The sequence below is a fragment of the Streptomyces sp. NBC_01384 genome, assembly GCF_045040035.1.
Lineage (GTDB): Bacteria > Actinomycetota > Actinomycetes > Streptomycetales > Streptomycetaceae > Streptomyces.
Window position 1 is genome coordinate 9,292,152 of the sequence record NZ_CP109559.1, and the last position, 20,821, is coordinate 9,312,972.

Here is a 20,821-nt window from a genome sequence, read left to right on the forward strand (position 1 = left end):
CACCGGCGTGGAGTGAGGCCTGGGTCCCGGCGCTGGTTGCGCAAGGCTTCGGCTAGGGAAATCACACCTGTTAATTCGGGTGTGTGGGGAAAGGTGGCCGCTGCACTGAGGTTTCGTGCGTGCCCCGGACATTCTTATTTGGTGCAGGACCGGCGAATCCGCAACTCGGTTGCATAAGCGGCTGTTCGGGGAATTTGGTGGCCGCCGAATGGAAGCCATTGACAGGCTCTCGCTCGCTGATCAATTATCGCCGTGCGTCCAGGTGGCCCGGCTCGGCAGCACAGTCGGACGGTCTCTTGGCAACGATGTCGACAGCATCCGTGACTCTCGAAACCAGTACCCCTGTAGACGGGAAGAGCCAGCTTTGTCGGTGCAGCGCATCCCCCACCCCCATGTTCCGTCCCCCCGCCGACCCGTGACAGCCGTGACAGCCGTGACCCAGGACGGCTCCCCGGCAGAGTCCGTGGACACCTCCGCACTCGCCCCGGCATCCTTCGCCCAGCAGCGGCTGTGGTTCCTCTCCCAACTGCCGGGCGCGAACGAGGCGTACAACGAGCCCATCGCCTTCACCCTGCGCGGACCGCTGGACCGTACCCTCCTCGGCCGTGCCCTCGACGCGCTGGTCGCCCGCCACCAGGTGTTGCGCACCCGCCTCCTGGCGGCCGACGGCGAGGTGCTCCAGCGGATCGACCCGCCCGATACCGGGTTCGCCCTCGCCCTGGACGACTTCACCGGGCCGGCCGACGCCGGGACCCGGCTCGACGCTCTCCGGCTGGAAGAGGTCTCGACGCCCTTCGACCTTGCCCGGGGACCGCTCGGCCGTGGTCGGCTCGTCACCCTCGCGCCCGAGCACCATGTCCTGCTGCTGACGATGCATCACACGATCTTCGACGGTCAGTCCATGAACGTGATGATGCGTGAACTCGGAGCGGTCTACGCGGCGCTACTCCAGGACGATGGGGCCGACCCGCTCCCCGCGCTTGCGTTCCAGTACGCGGATCACGCCCGCGCCCAGCGGGCCCGCGTCCTCGGCGGCGAACTCGGCGCACAGACGGACCACTGGCGGGAGACCCTGCGCGGCGCGCCCCCGCTGACCGGTCCGCCCACCGACCGCCCGCGCCCCGCCGAGCAGGATCTGCGGGGCGGCCGTGTCGACTTCACCCTCGACGCCGACCTCACCGCAGCTCTGCGGGCACTGGCACGACGTCACGGAGGCACCCTGTTCGTCGCTGTGCTGACCGGCTGGACCCTGCTGATGGCGCGACTGAGCGGCCGTAGCGACGTCGTCGTGGGCACACCGACGGCGAATCGTCCGCGCGGAGACGCGGCGGGACTCATCGGCTTCTTCGTCAACTCCCTTCCCCTCCGGGTCGATCTCTCCGACACCCCCACCGCGGCCGGGGCCCTTGGGCGCGTCCGGGGCGTCCTCCGTGCCGCCCTGGACCACCAGGACCTGCCCCTCGAACGCATCGTGGAGCTGGTCAACCCGCCGCGCAGCGTCGCGCACACACCCCTGTTCCAGACGATGTGCGCCTGGCAGCCGGCGCGCGCGGGTCTGCTGAACCTGCCCGGCATCGACGTGGCACCGCTCGACATCCCGCACGCACCGGCGAAGTTCGACCTCGCCCTGTCGCTGACCGAGTCGGACGGACGCACGGTCGGCCACCTCGACTACGCGCGGGCCCTGTTCGACGAGGACACCGCGGAGCGGTACGTACGTCAACTGCGGCACCTGCTGGCCGACATGGCCGAGCGTCCGGACGCGCCGGTCGACACGCTGGAGCTGATGGACGCCCAGGAGCGGCAGCGGCTGCTCGCCGACTGGGACGCCACCGAGGTTCCATTGCCGGCATCCCTGTCGGCGTCCCCGTCGGCAGCGTCGCCCGCCGGGCTCCTCGCACGGTTCGACGAGCAGGTCCGCCTCCGTCCCGCACAGACCGCACTGGTGAGCGAGGACGAGCGTCTCGACTACGCCACCCTGGACCGGCGGGCGGTCCGCCTCGCCCGCGCCCTCGCCGCTCGTGGCGTACGCCCCGGACAGATCGTCGGCCTGCACGCGGGACGCTCCACGCGCTACGTGGTCGGAGTCCTGGGCATCCTGAAGGCGGGCGCCGCCTACCTGCCGCTCGATCCCGCGCAGCCGTGGCGGCGGCTGGCCGCCATGGTGCGGGACGCGGCTCCCGCCCTGGTCCTGACCGACGTCCCGGCAGCCGACCGGCCCGCGGACGGGGGCGATGCTCCGGCAGCCGACCGGCCCGTCGACTGGTGCGACCTCGCGGCGGTCGAAGCCGAAGCCGAGGTCGAGGCCGACGGTGACACGCCGCCCCAAGTGGCCCCGGACGCCGCACGGTTGGCGTATGTGATCTACACCTCCGGATCGACCGGCCGGCCCAAGGGCGTCGCCGTGACCCACGGCAGTGTCATCAACCTGTTCGACAACTGGCTGGTGAGGATGGGCGCCGCGCCGGGCGAGGCCGCCTCCGCGTGGTCGAGCATCGGCTTCGACGCCTCGGTGCACGAACTGCTGATGCCGCTCACCACGGGCGGCGAGCTGCACCTCGTCCCGGACGAGCTGCGCGGCGACCCCGAGGCGCTGCTGGACTGGATGCGCGAGCACCGCATCGTGCAGGCCTTCCTGCCCCCGTCGTACATCAAGTGGATCGACGAGGACCCCGGAAAGCGGCTCCACGGGCTCGCGCTGCGCCAGGTGCTGACCGGGGTGGAGTCCCTGCCCGAGGCGGCGCTGCACCGTATGCGACAGCAGCTGCCGGGCCTGCGGATCTGCTTCGGATACGGGCCGACCGAGGCGACGCTCTACAGCACGGCGTACTACGACCCGCAGCCGATCGACCGGCCGTGCCCCATCGGACGTCCGCTCGCGGGCACACGCCTGTACCTCCTCGACGACCGGATGCAGCCGGTGCCGGTCGGAGTCGCGGGTGAGGTGTACATCGGCGGCGCGAGCCTCGCGGCGGGCTATCTGCACCGGCCCGATCTCACCGCGGAACGGTTCCTGGACGATCCCTTCGTCCCCGGGGCGCGCGTCTACCGAACGGGCGACCTCGCCCGGAGGCTGCCCGACGGCAACGCCGTGTACCTGGGACGCGCCGATGACCAGGTGAAACTGCGCGGCTTCCGGATCGAACCGGCCGAGGTCGAAGCCGCGCTGCTGGCCGTACCCGGGGTGCGTGAGGCGGCGGTGCTGCTGGACCGGGACACGGACGGTGAGCCGCGTCTGGTGGCGGGCGTCGGCCGGGGCGACGCGCCGACCCGCACGCGGCAGGAGTGGCGCGCGGTCCTGGCGGACCGTCTGCCGGACTACATGATTCCGGCGGTCGTCGTCGACCTGCCGTCCCTTCCGCTGAACCACAGCGGCAAGCTCGACAGGGAGACCCTGCTGCGGCAGGCGGGCGAGAGCGCCCTCGGCCAGGTCAATACGGCAAGTCCCCGCGACCACATCGAACTGACCCTGTATCAGATATGGCGCGAGATCCTGCTGTACCCCGATATCGGCATCAGCGACAACTTCTTCGACATCGGAGGCACCAGCCTGTCGGCCATCAAGATGGCCCATCGCGTACGCGATCGGCTCGGCACCGCGATCCCCGTCCGTGACCTCATGCTGCACCCCACCATCGAGGCCCTCGGCGGTCTCGTCCGGCGGGGCAGGTCGGGCCCGCCGCCGAGCAACCTCATAGAGTTCCGGCCCGGTACCGGCCACGCACGCGTCGTGTGCGTCCATCCCGCCGGCGGCACCGCGTTCTGCTATCTCTCCCTTGCCAAGACACTGCCGGAGAACATCGGCCTGTACGGCATCCAGTCACCGGGGGTGAACCCCGGCGAGGACTTCCTGCCCGGCGTCGAGGCCATGGCCGAGGCCTACCTCCGGCTCGTCGAACCGCTCGGCGACGGCCCCCTCGTCCTCACCGGCCTCTCGTACGGCGGTCTCGTCGCGCACGAGATGGGCCGCCGTCTCGCGCGGGCCGGCCACCGTGACGTGAGCGTGGTGCTGCTCGACACCCAGGCCACCGACGACCCCGCGGTACGCGCGGCGGTCGCCCCCGTGGACCTGGCCGAGTTCAAGGACAAGCTCGTCAAGTTCAACGGCATGTACCCGGGCATCGACGACGAGCAGGTCGACCAGTACTTCCGCATCTACAACCACAACCGGATGACCGTCCGTGACCACGTCCCGGCCCCCTCGACGGCCCGACTGGTGCTGGTCCAGGCCGTCGGCGGAGATCCCGACCCCTCCTTCGTGTCCGAGGTGCGCGACTTCTGGCGGCGGCGCGCCGAGGGCGACTTCCGCGTCGAGCCGCTGGACTGCGACCACTGGGAGGTGCTGGAGAGCGCCGGGGCAGCGCGCGTGGCGCGCCAGATCGAGACGGAACTCGCCGCGCTCGCAGCGGCGTCCACGGTCCCGGCCGAGGAGGCGTGATGACGCATGAGTACGAGCAGTGTGAGCAGTCCAGGGAGTGCGAGCAGCCCAGGGAGTGCGAGCAGGACAGGGACTACGAGGGCTACGAGGCGTCCGCCACCGCGCTCGACGCCGTACCTCCGGTCACCCTGGCCGACGCCGTCCTCGCCCAGGCGCGCCGCCGCCCCACCGCCCCCGCCCTGGTGGACGGCGACCGCGTCCTCGACTACGCGGAACTGGACCGCGCCAGCCATGCCGTCGCCAGGGGCCTGCGCGCGCACGGCGTCGGCGCCGGACAGGCCGTGGCGGTGTGTCTGCCCCGGTCCTGGCAGTTGGTGTGCGTCATGCTCGGCATCCGCCGGGCCGGCGCCACCGTGGTGCCACTCGACGCACAGAGCCCGGCCGGGCGCCGCCGCCACATCCTCGACGACTCCGCCGCGGTCGTCCTCGTCCAAGACGCCGACGCCGACGCCCATGCCACTGTCGACGCGGACGCGGACGCGGACGCGGACGGCACGCGGGCCCCTGGGTCCGTCCTTCCCCTGCGCGCCGCGGACCTTCTGGCCACGTCGACCGCGGGCCCTGCCGGGGTCGACGTGGCGCCCGGCTCCGACGCACCCGTGGCGTTCCTCTTCTACACCTCCGGCACCACGGGCCGCCCCAAGGGCGTGGAGGTACGGGACGCCGGCGTGCTGCGCCTGGCCCGGCCCGGACCGATCCGCCTGGCCGAGGGGGCGCGCTGTGCGAGCGTCTCCAACCCGGCCTTCGACGCGCTCAGTCACGAGGTCTGGGTGCCGCTGCTGAGCGGCGGAACCTGCGTCGTCCTGAGCGACGAGCAGATCCGCAGCCCCCGCCTGCTGGCGGACACACTGCGGCAGGACCGTATCGACGCCCTCTTCGTCACGACCGCGCTGTTCAACGCCGTCGTCGACGAGGTGCCCGACTGCTTCGACTCCGTCGGCCAGGTCCTCATCGGCGGCGAGCAGCTCAACGCCCGCCGCATCCAGGGCTGGTACCGGGACAACCCGCACAGCGTGACCAGGCTCGTCAACGTCTACGGTCCCACCGAGTGCACGACCTTCGCACTCTGTCACCCGATCCCACGGGACTTCGACGGCGATGTCGTCCCCATCGGCCGAGCGCTGCCCGCCACCGGCGCCCTGCTGGTCGCCGACGGCTCCCGCGCCTCCGAGCCCGGGGAGGTCGGCGAACTGCACCTGTCGGGCGCGGGACTGGCGGCCGGCTACCGCAACCTGCCCGAGGAGACCGTACGCCGCTTCGTACGACTGCCCTGGCACGACGGAGGCCGGGAACGCTGGTACCGCACCGGCGACCTCGCCCGCCGCGACGCCTCCGACCTGATCACCTACGTCGGCCGGACGGACCGGCAGGTCAAGGTGCGCGGCTTCCGTATCGAGCCGGGAGAGGTGGAGCGTCAGCTCGCCGCCCATTCCGCCGTACGGCAGGCGTATGTCTGCACCCGCCGTGACCCCGACGGCGCCCACGAACTGCTGGCGTACCTGATCCTCGCCGCGGAGCTGGACTTCGACGCGTACGACCGCCACCTGACCGCCGCCCTTCCGCCGTACATGCGCCCGCACCGCACCCACCTCGTGGACGCCCTGCCGCGCAACCCCAACGGCAAGATCGATGAGCCCGCCCTGCTGGAATCGCCGAGCGCGCCGTGGCGACGCACCCGCACCTCCGAGAGCGAAGTGACCGAGGCCCAGCGGCAGTTGCTGGAACTGGCGGAAGGGCTCCTCGACATACCCGGCCTACGGCCCGACGACCGGTGGATTCCCAACGGCGGCGACTCGCTCAAGGCCCTGCGGCTGAGGTTCGAGGTCCGCCGCCGGTGGAACGTCGACCTGCCCCAGTCCCTCGTCCTTCAGGCCGACTTCGCCGAGCTGAGCGCCGCGATCGCCGCCGGCGCCGGGCAGTCGGCCCTCCTCCCGCCGCCGGTGCCCGCCCCGACCGGGCGGCGCACCGCACCGGCCACCTCGGAACAGCAGCGCCTGTGGCTGCTGCACCGGCGCGACCCGGACAGCCAGGCGTACGACGTTCCGCTCGCCTTCCGGCTGGAAGGAACCGTCGACGAGGACGTACTGCGCGAGGCGCTGCGCCGACTGGTGCACCGGCACCCCGCGTTGCGCACCTCCTTCCGCGCCACCCCCGACGGTCTGCTCCAGGAGATCGGCGCGCCTTACGACCCCTGGCAGCCGACCGAGGCCGCTGACGCACCCGACAGCACCGACTGGCAGGACGGCGCCCGCGGCTTCTTCGCCCCGCCCTTCGACCTCGCCACGGCACGTATGCTCCGGGCGGGCCTGATCCACGGCGCCGACGGCCCCGTACTCCTGCTGCATCTGCACCACATCGCCGTCGACGGCTGGTCCCTCAACACGCTGTTCCGCGACCTGTCCGCCCTCTGCGCGGAGCGGAGCGCGCGGCCGGACGGCGCGCCGGGGGCCACCCCGGTCGACTTCGCCCTGTGGCAGCGGGAGTGGCACCGCGGTCCCGCCTACCGTGAGCAGCGCGCCGCACTGCACCAGCACTACACCGGGCTGGAAGCCGCACCGGAAACCGCCCTGGAACCCCTGGAAGCCTTGGAAGTCCCGGAAGCCTTCACACCGCTGTCACCGACCGGCGTCGGAGGGATGCGCGGCCGACTGCTGCACACCTCGCTCGACCTCGTCCTGCGTTCCCGCCTCGACCGCCTCGGCGCCGAACTCGGGCTCACCCGTTTCCAGCTCCTGCTGGCGGCATACGCCTGGAGTCTGTACGGGGTGACCGGCCGGACCCGGCCGCTGATCGCCGGACCCGTGGCGGGCCGGCCCGCGGCGGAATTCGACTCCACGGTCGGCATGTTCGCCAACACGGTCCTGCTGCCCCTGGCCCTCGACCCGGGCCGGGAACTGCGCGAGCAGCTCCGCCGACAGGCCGCCGGGGTCCAGGAGATCCTCCACCGGCAGGACGTGGCACTCACGGACGTACTGACCGACCATCGTTTCCGTACCGAAGGCCCGCCTTTCGACTTCATGTTCGTCCTGGAGAACACGGAGTTCGACGCCCTGTCCCTGCCGGGCTGCCGCGTGCGGCCCCTGTGGATCGAGGCCACCGAGGCGAAGTGCGCACTCACCCTCTCCGTCGTGGAGCGCGAGGACGGGTTCGACTGCATGTGGGAGTACGCCGAGGGGTGGATCGACGCCGAACGCGTCGCGGCCGCCGCACACCTGTTCCGACGGGCGGTGGACCTGCTCACCGACGGCGACCCCCACACGCTGACCGACCTCGTCGGCCCCTACCGGCGCGCGCTGCCCGAACAGGGCCGGGGACCGCTGACGGAGCCCGCCTTCACCACGGTGGCCGACGGCTTCGCCCGGCAGGTCCGCCGTACCCCCGACGCACCCGCGGTGACCTGGGGCGACCGTACCCTCACCTATGCCGAACTCGACGCACACGCGGCGGAGTTCGCCGCCGAACTGCTGCGCCACCATCCGCTGCCGGCCGATCCGGGAGCGCCGGCCCGGATCGCGCTGTACCTGCCGCCCTCTGTCGAGCATGTGGTCGCGCTGCTGGCCGCCGCGCGTCTCAACCTCACCGTCGTCCCCCTCGACCCCGCCTACCCGCCTGCCCTGCTGCGCGGCATCCTGCGGCAGATCGATCCCCTGTGCGTCCTGGTGGCACCGGGCGGCGAGGCGGACGTGGACACGATCGCGCCCCCGGGCCTCGCCCGGCGCACCGTCGACCTGTCCGCCGCCGCCCCGCCCGTGCCCGCCCCGCCCGTGCCCGCCCCGCTCGTGCCCGAACCGGCCCAACCCGCGCCGCACCAAGGCCTCCGGCCGCTGTACACGCTGTTCACCTCGGGCTCCACCGGAACACCCAAGGGGGTCGATGTCCCCGACCGCACGCTGTGCAACCTGCTGCACTGGCAGGGCGGGACCGGTGGTCTGCGCGGCGCCGTGGTCACCCAGCAGTTCTCGATGCTGTCCTTCGACGTGTCCTTCCAGGAGATCTTCACGACGCTGTGTGCGGGCGGCCGGCTGCACCTGGTGCGTCCCGAGTGGCGGCAGGACATGCCGGTCCTGCTCGACCAGCTGGAGAGCGCCGGAGTGGAGCGGCTGTTCCTGCCCTACGTGGCCCTTCAGCTCCTCGCCGAACACGCCGTCCACCTGGGCCGGTTCCCCTCCCGGCTGCGCGAGGTGATCACCGCGGGGGAGCAACTGGTGTGCACCGAGTCCGTCCGTCGCTGGTTCACCGGACTCCCCGGCGGCGCACGCCTGTTCAACCACTACGGGCCCACCGAGACGCATGTCGTCAGCGGCCTGTGCCTCGACGGCGATCCCACGCTCTGGCCGACGCGTCCGGCCATCGGCCGCCCCGTGGCCAACGCCGTCCTGCGCGTGGTCGACGACAGCGGTGAACCGGTCTCGCCGGGTGCCATCGGGCACCTGCTGATCGGCGGTCCCATGGCCGGGCCCTGCTACCTGGGCGACTCCGGCCTCAACCGCACCCGCTTCCTCGAACTGCCCGGTCTCGGCACGTTCTACCGCAGCGGCGACCACGCCCACTTCGACGCCGACGGGCTGCTCCACTACGACGGCCGCGGCGACGAGCAGATCAAACTCAGCGGCCACCGGCTGGAGTTGGGCCAGGTCGAAGCCGCGCTGCTGCGGCATCCGCGGATCGTGGGGGCCCTGGTCGGCCGCGAAGGCGACGGCCTCATGGCCCTGCTGCAGTGCCGGGGCGACGACCCGGACCCCGCGGAACTCACCCACCACCTGGCCGGGTTGCTGCCTCCCCACGTCCGCATCCGCAGCTTCCGCAGAGTGGACGCGCTGCCGCGCACCCCGAGCGGCAAGCTCGACCGCCGGGCGGCCACCGCCGAGGGGAGGGAGCTGCGGGCGACGACCGCCGTCGGCGCGGAGGTCACTGCGGAGGGCGCGGCAACGGGCGCAGCAAAGGGTGCCGTAGAGGTCACCGTGCAAGAGGCCCGACTATGCGCGTTGTTCGAGCAGGTGACCGGTAAACCCGTCGCGCCGGACCAGCGGTTCTTCGACGCGGGTGCGAGCAGCCTGGACCTGATGCGCTTCCATCTGCGCTGCGCCGCCGACCTGGGCCTCACCTTCACGGTGGCCGACCTCTTCGAGCACGTCACCGTCCGCAGTCTGAGCTGCTATCTGGACACGTCCGGCCGGGCGCCCGGCACCGCGATCGCTACCGCCACCGATGGACCCGGCGGCCAGGACGCGGGTGCGGCCGAACCCGTCGCCGTCATCGGCATGGCCGTCCGCGTTGCCGGAGCTCCGGATCTGGCCGCCTTCTGGCACATGGTGGAAGCGGGTGCCAGCGGCATCGCGTACTTCTCCGCGGCCGACGGACTCGTGGGAGCCCGCAGCCAGTTGGACGGTCCGCTGGCCTTCGACCCGGACCGGTTCGGCATCAGCCGTCAGGAAGCACGCCTGATGGACCCCCAGCAGCGGCACCTGCTCATGAGCTGTGTCGAGGCGCTCGCCCACGCCGGCATCGCCGACCCCGGCGCACAGCGCACCGGGCTGATCGCCGGCTGCGGTGAGAACACCTACTTCCAGGCGATGCTGCGCGAGGCCGACCCCGCCGACCTGCCCGACGGCTTCCGGCTGGCCCTCCACCACGACAAGGACTTCCTCGCCACCAAGGCGGCCTACCATCTGGGACTGACCGGACCCGCCTTCACCGTCCAGGCCGCCTGCGCCAGTTCCCTGGTGGGCGTCCACGTCGCGGCCGGACTGCTGCGCCAGGGCGACGCCGACGTCATGCTCGCCGGGGGAGTGCTCGTCGACACCCAACTGACGGACGGCTACACCTACCGCCCGCAGCACATCTTCTCCCCGGACGGCCACTGCCGTCCCTTCAGCGACGATGCGGCCGGCACGGTCGGCGCCAGCGGCGTCGGTGTGGTGGTGCTGAAAACCCTGCGGCAGGCCAGGCGCGACGGCGACACCGTGTACGCGGTCGTCACCGGCTCGGCCGTCAACAACGACGGCTCCGAGAAGCTCGGTTACAGCGCTCCGTCGGTGGCCGGACAGCGGGAGGTGATCCGCACCGCCCTGCGGCGCGGCGGCCGGGCCGGCTCCGACATCGGATACGTCGAGGCGCACGGCACCGGCACCCGTCTCGGCGACCCCGTCGAAGTCAGCGCGCTGCGCCAGGCTTTCGACCTGGCCGACTCGGCGCGGTGCGCGTTGTCGTCCGTGAAGAGCCAGATCGGTCATCTGGGTGCCGCGGCGGGTGTCGTCGGCCTGGTCCGTGCCGCGTTGTCCGTCCACCACGGCGTGATCCCGCCCACCATCGACTTCCGGCGGCTCAACCCGGAGATCGGCCCCGATCCGACGCCCTTCCACATCCCCGTGACCGCCCAGCCCTGGCCGGCCGAGCGGCCGCGCGTCGCCGCGGTGAGCAGTTTCGGCATCGGCGGCACCAACGCCCATCTGATTCTGGAGCACCCCGACACCACCGGTCCGGCGACCGCCCCCACGCCCGTGGCGATCCCCTGTCTCGTCCTGTCCAGCGGCAGCCAGAGCGCGCTACGGGCTGATGCGCGCGGCATCGCCGACTACCTGACCGCCAGACCGGAGACGTACCCCCAGGTACTGCGCCACCTGCAGGCCGGCCGTCCGGCCCTGCCCCATCGCGCGGCGGCGGTCTGCGCCGACCCCGACACCGCCGTGGCATGGCTGCGCACGGTGGCCGACGGTACCGCGACACAGCCGATCCCCGGCACGGACGGCATTCACAGCACGGACGGCATCGACGGTAGCCGGGAGCAGGAGCAGGAGCAGGAGCAGGAGCAGGAGCAGGAGCAGGAGCTGGTGCGGGCCTGGACGGCGGGCGAGCCCCCGGCCTGGCCCGAGGGGCCCGCACCGGCCCCCTGGGACTTCCCGCCCCCGGCTTTCGACCTGACCGACCACGACTTCCCCCGCGCCCCGGCCGAGACTCTCCCCGCGGATACCGTCGGCCAGGCGCCCGGCAGAGTCCCCGACGAGCAGTGGCTGCACCAGACCGCATGGTCGCGCACCCGGCGGGCCGTCCCGGTCACCGGTCCGCCGTCCCGCCGGGTCGTGGTCGTCGTCGCCGACAAGGCTTCGGCGCCGGTCGACTGGCGCGGTCTCGAAGCGCACTTCGCGCGCGTCGTGCACGTCACCGCCGCCGCTGCCCACGCCTGTGTCCGCGTCGGGGCAGACCGCTATGAAGTCGACCCCGCCGATCCGCAGGCCCTGACACACCTGCTGAAGGCCGTGACGCGTGACGCGGACGACGGTGTGGACTGGCTGCACGCCCTGCCCCTCGCAGTCGAGGGAACGGTGGACGAGGCGTCCCTCGACCACGCCCGCCAGGCATGCCTAGACACCCCCGCCGCCCTGTGCAAGGCGCTGGCCGCCCTCCCGCGGCACCTGCGACCGCGCGTGTGGTGGCTCTCCCACCGGGCCCAACCGGTGACGGGCCCGGTCCACCGCCCCGAACTGGGGCTGCTGGCCAGCGCGGTGGAGGTGCCGCGTCAGGAACTAGACCTGGACGTACGCTGGTTGGACCTGCCAGGCAATGTGCCGACCGACTGGGCGCACCTGCTGCCCCTCGTGTTCGTGGACGAGCCGACGACGGTTCCTGGGCCGGAGCGCCGCGCCGCGCTCCGCGACGGCTACTGGTGGCGCCCGGTGCAGCAGCCCGTGCCCCGGCCGCTCCCGCACACCCGGGCCGGCCTCACCGAAGGGACCGGCACCCATCTGATCCTCGGTGGCACTGGAGGCATCGGCGGCAGCATCGCCACCTGGTTGCTAGAACACACCGACGGCCGGATCGTCCTGCTCGCCCGCCGCCCGCACCTGCCACAGCGACTGGCCGGACCAGCCGGCCGGTCGGCGCGCATCACACTCGTCGAGGCCGACCTCGCCGAGCAGAGCTGCGACGACGTGCTCGTGCGGCTCGCCCCGCACCTCGACCGTCTCGACGGCATCGTGCACGCCGTCGGCACCGCGGCCGGAGCGCTTCTCGCGCACCGGGACGGCGACGCCCTGCGCGGCGCGACACGGGCGAAGCTGCGCGCCGCGCTGCTGACCGAGCGGCTGATCGCCGAGCGGCGACCACGCTACGCCGCCTACTGCTCGTCGCTTTCGGCCCTGTTCGGAGGCGCCGGCCAGTTCGACTACGCCGCCGCGAACGGCGTACTGGACGCCTTCGCCCACCACGGCCCACACGACCCGGCCGGCACCGTACGGCTGGGTATCGGCTGGGACGTGTGGCGGGAGGCGGGCATGGCCCGCGACGCCCTCGCCACCGACCGGCGCCACCAGGCGCACCTTGAGGTAGGACTGTCGAACGCCGAGGGGATGCGGGTCTTCGCCGACGCCGTCGAACTCCAGTTGCCGCACCTGCTCGTGTCCACCACTCCGCTCGACGCGTCCCGCTTCTTCTACGAGCCCGTACGCCCATCCACGCCGACCGACGAGGTGACACCGGCCGCGGACGAACTGACCGACGTGGTCAGCCGGTTGCTGGGCGTCGACGCGCTCGATCCGGCCGCCTCCCTCTACGACCTCGGCGCCGACTCCCTCACCCTGTTGGACCTGCTCTCCGAGGTGAAACGGCTGTACGGCGTCGACCTCGATCTCGCCCGGCTCGGCCACCGGGTGAGCCTGAACGAGATCCTGGCCCAACTCGACCCGCCCACCACGGCCGTGGAGAGGGCCGATGACGCGACGGCCGACGATCCGGTGTCTGTCGAGCTCTGGCAACCGGGCGACGGCCGCCATGTGCTGTGCCTGGTCCATCCGGTCGGCGGCGACATCCAGGCGTACCGGCCCCTGGTGTCGGCCCTGGACCCCCGGACCACGGTCTGTCTGATACCCGACCCCGCCCTGCGTGATCCCGGCCTGCCCGCCTGGTCGGTCGCCGAACGCGCCGCCCGCTATCACGCGGCGCTGCGAGCCCGCTTCCCCGGCGCGGACACGCGGTTCCGACTCGCCGGGTGGTCTTTCGGCGCCCTGGTCGCCGTGTCCATGGCCGCCGAGGGGGAGGCGGCCGGCCACCCCTTCGACCGGCTCTACCTCCTCGACCCGCCACCGCCGCACGCCGGGTCACGGACCTACGCGTACGACGACCGCGACCTCCGTACGGTCTTCGAGCACGAACTGCGCGGCAATGGCGCGCAGTTGCCTCTCGCCGGACCCGGACAGGCCTACGCCGAGCGGCTCGCCCACTGCTGCCGGGCGAACCTCGCCGCCATGGCGGCCCACACCCCGCCCCGGCTGACCCGCACCCCCAGCACCCTGTGGCTGGCGACCCGGGCGGTCACCGATCTGCCCCTGGCACCGGCCCCGCGATCGGCGGCGGGGGAGTGGCGCGGGCTCCTGCCGGACGGCTCGGCCGTGCACCACCTGCACGCCTCGCACTACGACATCGTCACCGGCCCGCACATCGAGCGGATCGCCCGGACGATCGACGACGAGGCCCCGTCCGACCTCCGCCCCGCAGCCGGCGACCGTGCCCCTCGCCCGCCCGAGGTTTCCGCCACCCCGGCGCCGCCCTTGTCGGCGAATCCCGCCTGACGTTTCCCGCGCCCCGGCGCCCCGCCTCCTGAATCCCAGCCCCGGCCCAGGAAGAGACCCTCACGTGCACCCCTACGAGTCCCTGCCGGCGCGCTCCTTCTGGCGCACCGCGGTCGCCGAGCGCGCGGCCCCGGCCCTCACCGACCTGTGGACGCCCGCCTTCGCCATCGACCCGGACGAACCCCTGCTCACCGCGGGCTCCTGCTTCGCCCGTCATCTGGGTCCCGCGCTCCTCCTGGAGGGCATGAACTGGTGCGACGCCGAGATCGCGCCCCCCGGGCTCACCGCGGCGGAGCGCGAAGCCCGCTGGTACGGCCAGTTCTCCTTCCGCACCGGCAACATCTACACGGCCGCCGCCCTCCGGCAGTGGCTCGCCTGGGCGTTCGAGGAGTCCCCGCCCCCGGACGAGGCGTGGGAGGAGGACGGCCGCTTCTACGACCCTCACCGACCCGCCGTCGAGCCCGACGGCCATGTCACCCCCGAGGCCGTACGGGCCGCGCGGCAACGCACCCTCGCGGCCATCCGTACGGCCGTCTCCTCGGCGGGCTGTCTGATCTTCACGCTGGGCCTGACCGAGGCCTGGCTCGACGCCGCGACGGGCATCGCCTATCCAGTGTGTCCGGGCACGGTACGCGGTTCGTTCGATGCCGGTCGGCACGTCTTCCACAACTTCACCGTGGCCGAGGTGCACCGGGACCTGACGGCGGCCGTCTCGCTCGCCCGGCGCGCCAACCCCGGTCTGCGGGTCCTGCTGACCGTGTCACCGGTGCCGCTGACCGCGACCGCCACGGCCGGCCACGCCCTGGTCGCCACGACCTACTCCAAGTCCGTCCTGCGGGCCGCGGCGGGCCAACTGGCTCAGGAACTCGACCACGTCGACTACTTCCCGTCGTACGAGATCATCACCGGCCACCCCTTCAAGGGGGCCTTCTACGAGCCGAACCAGCGCACCGTCAGCGCCGACGGCGTCGCCTTCGTGATGCGCCACTTCTTTGACGCACTGCACGGCGACGCACTGCACGGCGACGCGCTGCACGGCCGCCGCGAGACGGCCCAGCCCGCTGCCGACCCCGCCCGAACCGACAGCGGAGAGGACCACTGGTGTGACGACGCCGTACTCGACTACTACAACCCCGTCCACTACAACCCCGGCCACTACGACCGCGGCCCGGTTCCTCCTGCTCGGTGACTCCCACGCCGGTCCGGTCGGCCGCGCGGCCCGGGCCGCCGCCCTGCCGTTCGAGGGCGGGCCGATCGGTGCGGGGCGCGAGTTCAACGCGGACTTCTTCGACCTGCGGGGCGACGACGTCGTCTTCCGCGCCGAGGAGGCCGAGCGCCTGTACCGCGGCTTCCTCGGCGGACTCGGCGTGGCCGGACTGGACCGGCTCACCGTCCCCCTGGTCGCCACCTTCGGACTCAGCGCGCACACGCTCGCGACGACCGAGAACTGGCGCGTCTACCGGGACGTCACCGGCGCCTTCGCCCCCGGCTTCCTCACCGGCGCGCTCTTCGCGGACATCATCCGCGCCATGGTCCGCGGCGCCCTCGCCTTCTACACCCACGCCCTCGGGCTGGGCCTGCGCGTCCTGGCCGTGATGCCGCCCCAACGCGTCCCCGGCATGTCCGACCAGGACGTCTTCCTCGCCGCGCAGGACGTGGTCCGCGCCGAACTGGACCGCCTCGGCGTCGAGATCGTCGACCTGCGCCCCCGCGTCACCGACGACACCGGCCTCCAGCGCCCCGCCTTCTGCGAGGCCGACGACACCATCCACGGCAACCTCGCCTTCGGCCGGCTCATCCTCGCCGACCTCCTCGCCCGCGGACTGTGAACCCCGCGACCGCCATCCCCCGAGCCCTACAGGAGAAGCCCCCATGGAACAGTTCGCGCTGGACGCCCTCGAACGCCTCACCACCCGGCCGCGGGAGACGTACGAAACCCTCGCCGTCGAGCCACTGACCCCGCTGCTCGGCGCAGAGATATCGGGCGTCGACCTCTCCCGCGAGCTGACGCCCCGGCAGGAGAAGGAGGTCAAGCAGGCCTTCCTCGCCCACCATGTGCTCGTCTTCCGCGACCAGAACCTCACGCCCGAGGACCACAAGCGGTTCGCCGAGCTCTTCGGCCCGCTCCACCCCGTCGCCCTGCCCGCCGAGGGCTCCGACCCGTACATCCTGGAGATCAGCGCGGACAAAAACTCCCGCGAGGTGGCCGGCAACGGCTGGCACGCCGACGGCACCGCGGACCCCGAGCCGTCCCTCGGCTCCATGCTCCATCTCACCAGGATTCCGGAGACCGGCAGCGGCGGGGACACCCTGTTCGCCAACATGCACCTGGCCTACGACATGCTGTCGCCGTCGATGAAGACGTTCCTGGACGGCCTCACCGCCGTCCACGACGGCGCCCGCCCCTGGCTGGCGCAGGGGCAGACCCCGCCGCCCGAGTACGACGTCCCGCGTACCGAACACCCCGTCGTGGTCCGCCACCCCGACACCGGGCGCAAGCTGCTCTTCGTCAATGCCCCCTACACCTCGCACATCCCCCAGCTGTCCGGTTCCGAGAGCGCCGCGGTCCTCGGCATGCTGTACGAGCACATCGCCCGCACGGCCCTGCTGCACTGCCGGGTCCGCTGGCAGCCGAAGACGCTGACGTTCTGGGACAACCGCTGCGTCCAGCACCACGCCGTCTGGGACTACTACCCGCACACGCGCCACGGCCGCCGCGTGGCCATCGACGGCACCCGGCCCCAGGCATGACCTCGGCTCCGCCCACCTGGTTCGCGGAGCTGACCGGGGTGCTCCACGAAGGCCAGAGCGAGACGGCGGGCGCCGACTGGGCCCGCCGCCTGCACACCGCCCTCAGTGACGGGCGTGTCCCTGTCACTCTGGACGTCGTCCACGCGTGGCACCTGTACACGGTGATCCCGCTGTTGGCCGCGGTGGACGCACGCGCGGGGCGCACCACGGCTGCCTGCGCGGCCCTGGCCGCCGCGCACGAACGAGCACTTGAGGGAAGGTCGGTCACGCGAGAGGAATGGGCCGACCTGCTGGAACCGGTGCTCCGGCAGGTCTATCGCGACGCCTACGGCTTCGAGGAGGCCTTCGCCGTCGCCTACGAGAACGCCCGGGCCTACGCCGTCGCCAACGGCTTCGACGGCGCCGACGCGGACAAGTACGGCACCGACTACGCGGAGTCGACCACAGAGCCCAACACCCGTGCCTACGCCGAGGCCAACGCCCTGGCGAACGCGCGAGCGGTGGCGGCGGCGTATGCGACGGCCGACGCCGAGGCCTTCGCTCGCACCTTCCCCGGTGCCCGAACCCGCGCGTACGCGCGGGCGGTCGCCGCCGACGCCCGGCACACGTCGGCGTACGCGCGACTCGCGGAGGGCCTGCTGACCGCCCTGGAGCGTGGGCCGTTCAAACCGCTCGGATTCATGGCATAAAGCGGAATGTCTACTTGCTCTTGAGACGCCATCGCCCGCCTGGACCGAGGCATCCCCCCACACCGGTGTCCCCGCCGACGTCCTCGCGGAACACCTGGTCCTGCGGGTGGGCGAGCTGGACTGGTGGCTGCCGTACCGGGTCACCCGGTGGCTGCAGGAGGCGATGGCCGTCTGAGGAGAGGACCGGGACGGTGTCCGGGATGCCGGCGCCACCGGAAGGACCGGCGAGTGCGCTGTACTCGCCGGTTGTTCCGGTCCGAGGGGGCCGAGTCTCAGGGAGTCAGGTGGGCCGTACCGCGCTGTAGATCGCCGATTGTCCGGCGAAGAAGATCGACTCCTCGCGTATGTACGCCCCCGGGCTCGGGGCGTGGATCATCATGGCGTTGCCGAGGTAGAAGCCGATGTGGCTGACGTCGCCGTAGAAGAGGATCAGGTCGCCGAGTTGGATGTCGGCGAGGGGGACCGGCGTCCCGGCGGTCGCCTGACCGTGCACGGTCCGGGGGAGTGCCACCCCGGCGGCCCTCCACGCGGCCTGGGTGAGGCTGGAGGAATCGTACGAGTCCGGTCCGGTCGCGCCCCAGACACACGGCTTGCCGATCTGCGCGCGGGCGAAGGCGAGTGCCTTCGTGGCCTTCATGCCGTAACCCGAGTTCGGTTCGGCGCCGGTATCGGTGCCGGTGCCGGCACCGGTGTCGAGGGGGGCTCCGATGATGCCGAGGGGAATGCCGGTGCCGATGGACGCGTCCATGGTGAGGGCGGCCGACTGCTGTCCCAGCCACGCCTCCTCGGCTTGGGCCTGGGCCTGGATCTGGGCCTGGGCTTGAGCCTGGGCCTGGGCTTGGACTTGAGCCTGGGCCTGGGCCTGAAGGAGGGCCTGTTCCTCGGCGGCACCCCAGGCGTCCTCCGTCGATCGCGACTCGATTGCCGCGAGCGGCGTGCTCCGTTGTCCGGTGTGCTTGGACAGCAGCTCACGGGCGGTCGTGAGCTTGCGCCGGCTCTGTTCCTTGGAGGCCTTCAGCGAGGAGTGCTGCGGCTCGGCGGCCGGCGCGGGCAGAGCCTTCGTGGCCTCCTGCCATGTCTCCGGCACGGCAGGGAGCGCGGGGGCTGCAGGGAGCGCGGGGGCTGCCGGGAGTGTGGGGGCCGCCGGGAGTGCGGCGACTGCGGGCCTGGCGGTCAGCTCCGCAACGGGACCGGCTGCCGCGCCGGTCGCGGGTCCGGCCGTCAACTCCGGTACGGGGCGGCCGGCCGCCGCCCGCTCACGGTTGGTGAGTCCCTCTTCCGAACGCCGCGCCGGGTCCGTGGGCCGCGTCTCGGCCGGGCGGTTCGGCATTCTGTCGGCGGGCAGCCTGGCCGGCACGGTCGGACCCAACCGCGTGCGCGCCACGTCGAACCACGGCTTGGTGACGTCGTCGAGGGCGGGATCGCTGCGCCTGCGCACGGTTTCGGGTGCCGGGCTGACGCGGTTGCGGCTCCCTGTGGTCATCGCGCGGGTTCCGTTGACGAACCCGGTGGCGTTCTCGGCCTGGTCGTAGAGGCTGTGGATCCGCTGCTGGACCTCTTCGCGGCTCGGTCCGTCCGCGTCGGTGAGGGCCGCCGTCGCTCGGGCGGAGGTGCGCGTGCCAGGGAGGCTGCTGCCTCCAGGGCGCGGGGTTCGTTCCGGCGCCATGGGGGACGTACTCCTTCCGTGCTCCGCCTACCGAGTCGGCTGTCGGGTTCGGGCGGAGGATTCCGGAAGGCATGCCCTACGACCCTTGCCCTGCCGGGCAGTTGGGCCGATTCACCCCAAGTTCGGTTGGGTCCCCGGCTCCGGTTGCCCCAGGGGCGCACCGGACTTGGCGGAGGCCGCGCGACCCGGCGAGGTTCGCCGGAGGGAGTCGTGCGGTCCATCCGCCAACTTAGCCAATTTGTGCGCCTCGTGTGAAGGTTGAAGTGCGAAGTGCCCGATATGTATTTGTGACCTTCGTCGTACTGGCAGAAGTGCTCGGCCTCGTCGGCCGGAGAGCGTCCGGGGCGCCCTTTGGACGTTGACCCTTGGACAACGGCGGCCGAACGTACGCGGCCCGCGCCTTCCGGGCCGACCTTCCCGAACGCCGCAAGCACGGGTGAGGCGCCACGCCCGCGGTCAGCGTTCCGCGGGCGGGGACGTTCCGCTGGGGTGGGGCAGGTGGTGGCCGTTGACGGGGCGGGTCGTGAAGTGCGGCCGGTGGAGGTGGTGGGAGGCGATGCGTTCGATGATCAGGAGCGCGGCGTCGTCGTTGGGCTGGTCGCCGACGTGGGCGACGAGGTCGTCGTGGATGTGGCGCAGCAGGGCTTCGGGGCTGGGGGCGGCCAAGGCGGCGACCCGTTCGGCGAGGGGGTAGAACGCGCCTGTCGGTGAGCGCGCCTCGATCACGCCGTCGGTGTAGAGCAGCAGGATGTCGCCGGTCTCGAAGGTGAACGGATCGGGGCGGTGGCTCGCGACGGGCAGTTCGCACATGCCCAGCGGGGGCATGGGGTGGTGGGCGTGCAGGGCCGTCACCTTGTGATCGCGCAGCAGCAGGGCCGGCGGATGACCGCAGTTGATCAATTCGGACTGGGGTCCCTCGTCGGGGATGTCGAGGACGAGCGTGGTGACGAAGTGCTCGCCGGGGTCGTGCCGGGTGTCGGCCACGTCCTCGAGATCGTGGCGCACGCTCACCTCGAGCGCCGCCACGAGTTCGGGCAGTGTGGCGTACCGGTGAGCACCCTCGCGGAACGCGCCGAGCACCACCGACGCCTCGCCGATGGAGCCCAGGCCCTTGCCGCGGACGTCGCCGATGATGACGCGGGTGGAGGAGGCCTGGGCGGCGCGGGTGACCGCGAACAGGTCGCCCCCGATCTGCGTCTCGTCGTCGGCGGCCAGATACAGCCAGGCCACACGCAACGGCCCGATCCTGCGGGGCGGCGGCCGCAGCAGCACGCGCTGCGCCGTCTCGGCCACCGACCGTGCCCGGCTCAGCTCCCGAGCGCGCCGCTCCCGTACGTGGCAGACGAAGACCACCAGCGCGGACAGTACGGACAGGGCGATGATCTGCGCGATGTGGTTGGCCGTGGTCAGCCCGCCGTGGAATATCGCGATGAACACCTGGGCGGCCACCGCCAGTACCCCGACCAGCGCGGTCAGCCGCGGCCCGGCCAAGGAGGCGGTGAGGGCGGGGGCGATGACCAGCAACGGACCCAGGTGGACATCGGTCGGGGAGTGCAGGTCCACCACGGCGATCACTACGATCAGCGCGAGAGGAATCGCCACCAGCCCGCGGCCCGACGGCTGCTCCACGAGGCGGTCCACTGACACACGTCGGACACCCACATATCCCATTTTGCTCCCGTTCCCCGGGCGCCTGCTTCTCGGGAAACGACTC

The 20,821-nt window shown here is 72.2% G+C and carries 9 protein-coding genes and 1 riboswitch; of the genes, 7 read left to right on the forward strand and 2 right to left on the reverse strand.

Going from position 1 to position 20,821, the window contains the following annotated elements; genetic code table 11:
• Positions 1 to 424: 424 nt before the first annotated feature.
• The 7 genes from OG747_RS42655 (at position 425) to OG747_RS42685 (ending at position 17,616) form a co-directional block, all read left to right on the forward strand.
• The gene (locus OG747_RS42655; protein WP_405884698.1) at positions 425 to 4,438 is read left to right on the forward strand and encodes a non-ribosomal peptide synthetase; all 4,014 of its coding nucleotides are present in this window, start codon (positions 425 to 427) and stop codon (positions 4,436 to 4,438) included.
• The gene (locus OG747_RS42660) at positions 4,438 to 14,001 is read left to right on the forward strand and encodes an amino acid adenylation domain-containing protein (RefSeq protein ID WP_405884699.1); all 9,564 of its coding nucleotides are present in this window, start codon (positions 4,438 to 4,440) and stop codon (positions 13,999 to 14,001) included. Before OG747_RS42655 ends, OG747_RS42660 begins: the two co-directional genes overlap by 1 nt.
• A 64-nt stretch (positions 14,002 to 14,065) precedes the next feature.
• Complete coding sequence (locus tag OG747_RS42665) at positions 14,066 to 15,190, forward strand: GSCFA domain-containing protein (protein WP_405884700.1); 1,125 nt, start codon at positions 14,066 to 14,068, stop codon at positions 15,188 to 15,190.
• Complete coding sequence (locus tag OG747_RS42670; protein ID WP_405884701.1) at positions 15,105 to 15,830, forward strand: hypothetical protein; 726 nt, start codon at positions 15,105 to 15,107, stop codon at positions 15,828 to 15,830. The genes OG747_RS42665 and OG747_RS42670 overlap by 86 nt, the downstream gene beginning before the upstream one ends.
• Before the next feature lie 43 nt (positions 15,831 to 15,873).
• On the forward strand, positions 15,874 to 16,752 hold the full coding sequence (locus OG747_RS42675; protein ID WP_405884702.1) for a TauD/TfdA dioxygenase family protein: 879 nt from the start codon (positions 15,874 to 15,876) through the stop codon (positions 16,750 to 16,752).
• A complete protein-coding gene (locus OG747_RS42680; RefSeq protein ID WP_405884703.1) occupies positions 16,749 to 17,441 on the forward strand; it encodes a SpcZ in 693 nt (230 codons plus the stop codon). The genes OG747_RS42675 and OG747_RS42680 overlap by 4 nt, the downstream gene beginning before the upstream one ends.
• The gene (locus OG747_RS42685; RefSeq protein ID WP_405884704.1) at positions 17,407 to 17,616 is read left to right on the forward strand and encodes a DUF5825 family protein; all 210 of its coding nucleotides are present in this window, start codon (positions 17,407 to 17,409) and stop codon (positions 17,614 to 17,616) included. The genes OG747_RS42680 and OG747_RS42685 overlap by 35 nt, the downstream gene beginning before the upstream one ends.
• Before the next feature lie 105 nt (positions 17,617 to 17,721).
• Here the strand turns inward: OG747_RS42685 and OG747_RS42690 are convergent, their stop codons facing one another.
• Positions 17,722 to 19,107: a C40 family peptidase gene (locus OG747_RS42690; RefSeq protein WP_405884705.1), complete on the reverse strand. Its 1,386-nt coding sequence runs from the start codon at positions 19,105 to 19,107 to the stop codon at positions 17,722 to 17,724.
• Positions 19,108 to 19,115: 8 nt separating this feature from the next.
• Positions 19,116 to 19,289: riboswitch (cyclic di-AMP (ydaO/yuaA leader) on the reverse strand.
• 274 nt (positions 19,290 to 19,563) lie between these two features.
• Positions 19,564 to 20,754 (reverse strand): PP2C family protein-serine/threonine phosphatase, encoded by a 1,191-nt coding sequence (locus OG747_RS42695; RefSeq protein ID WP_405884706.1) that lies wholly within the window; start codon positions 20,752 to 20,754, stop codon positions 19,564 to 19,566.
• Positions 20,755 to 20,821: the final 67 nt, after the last annotated feature.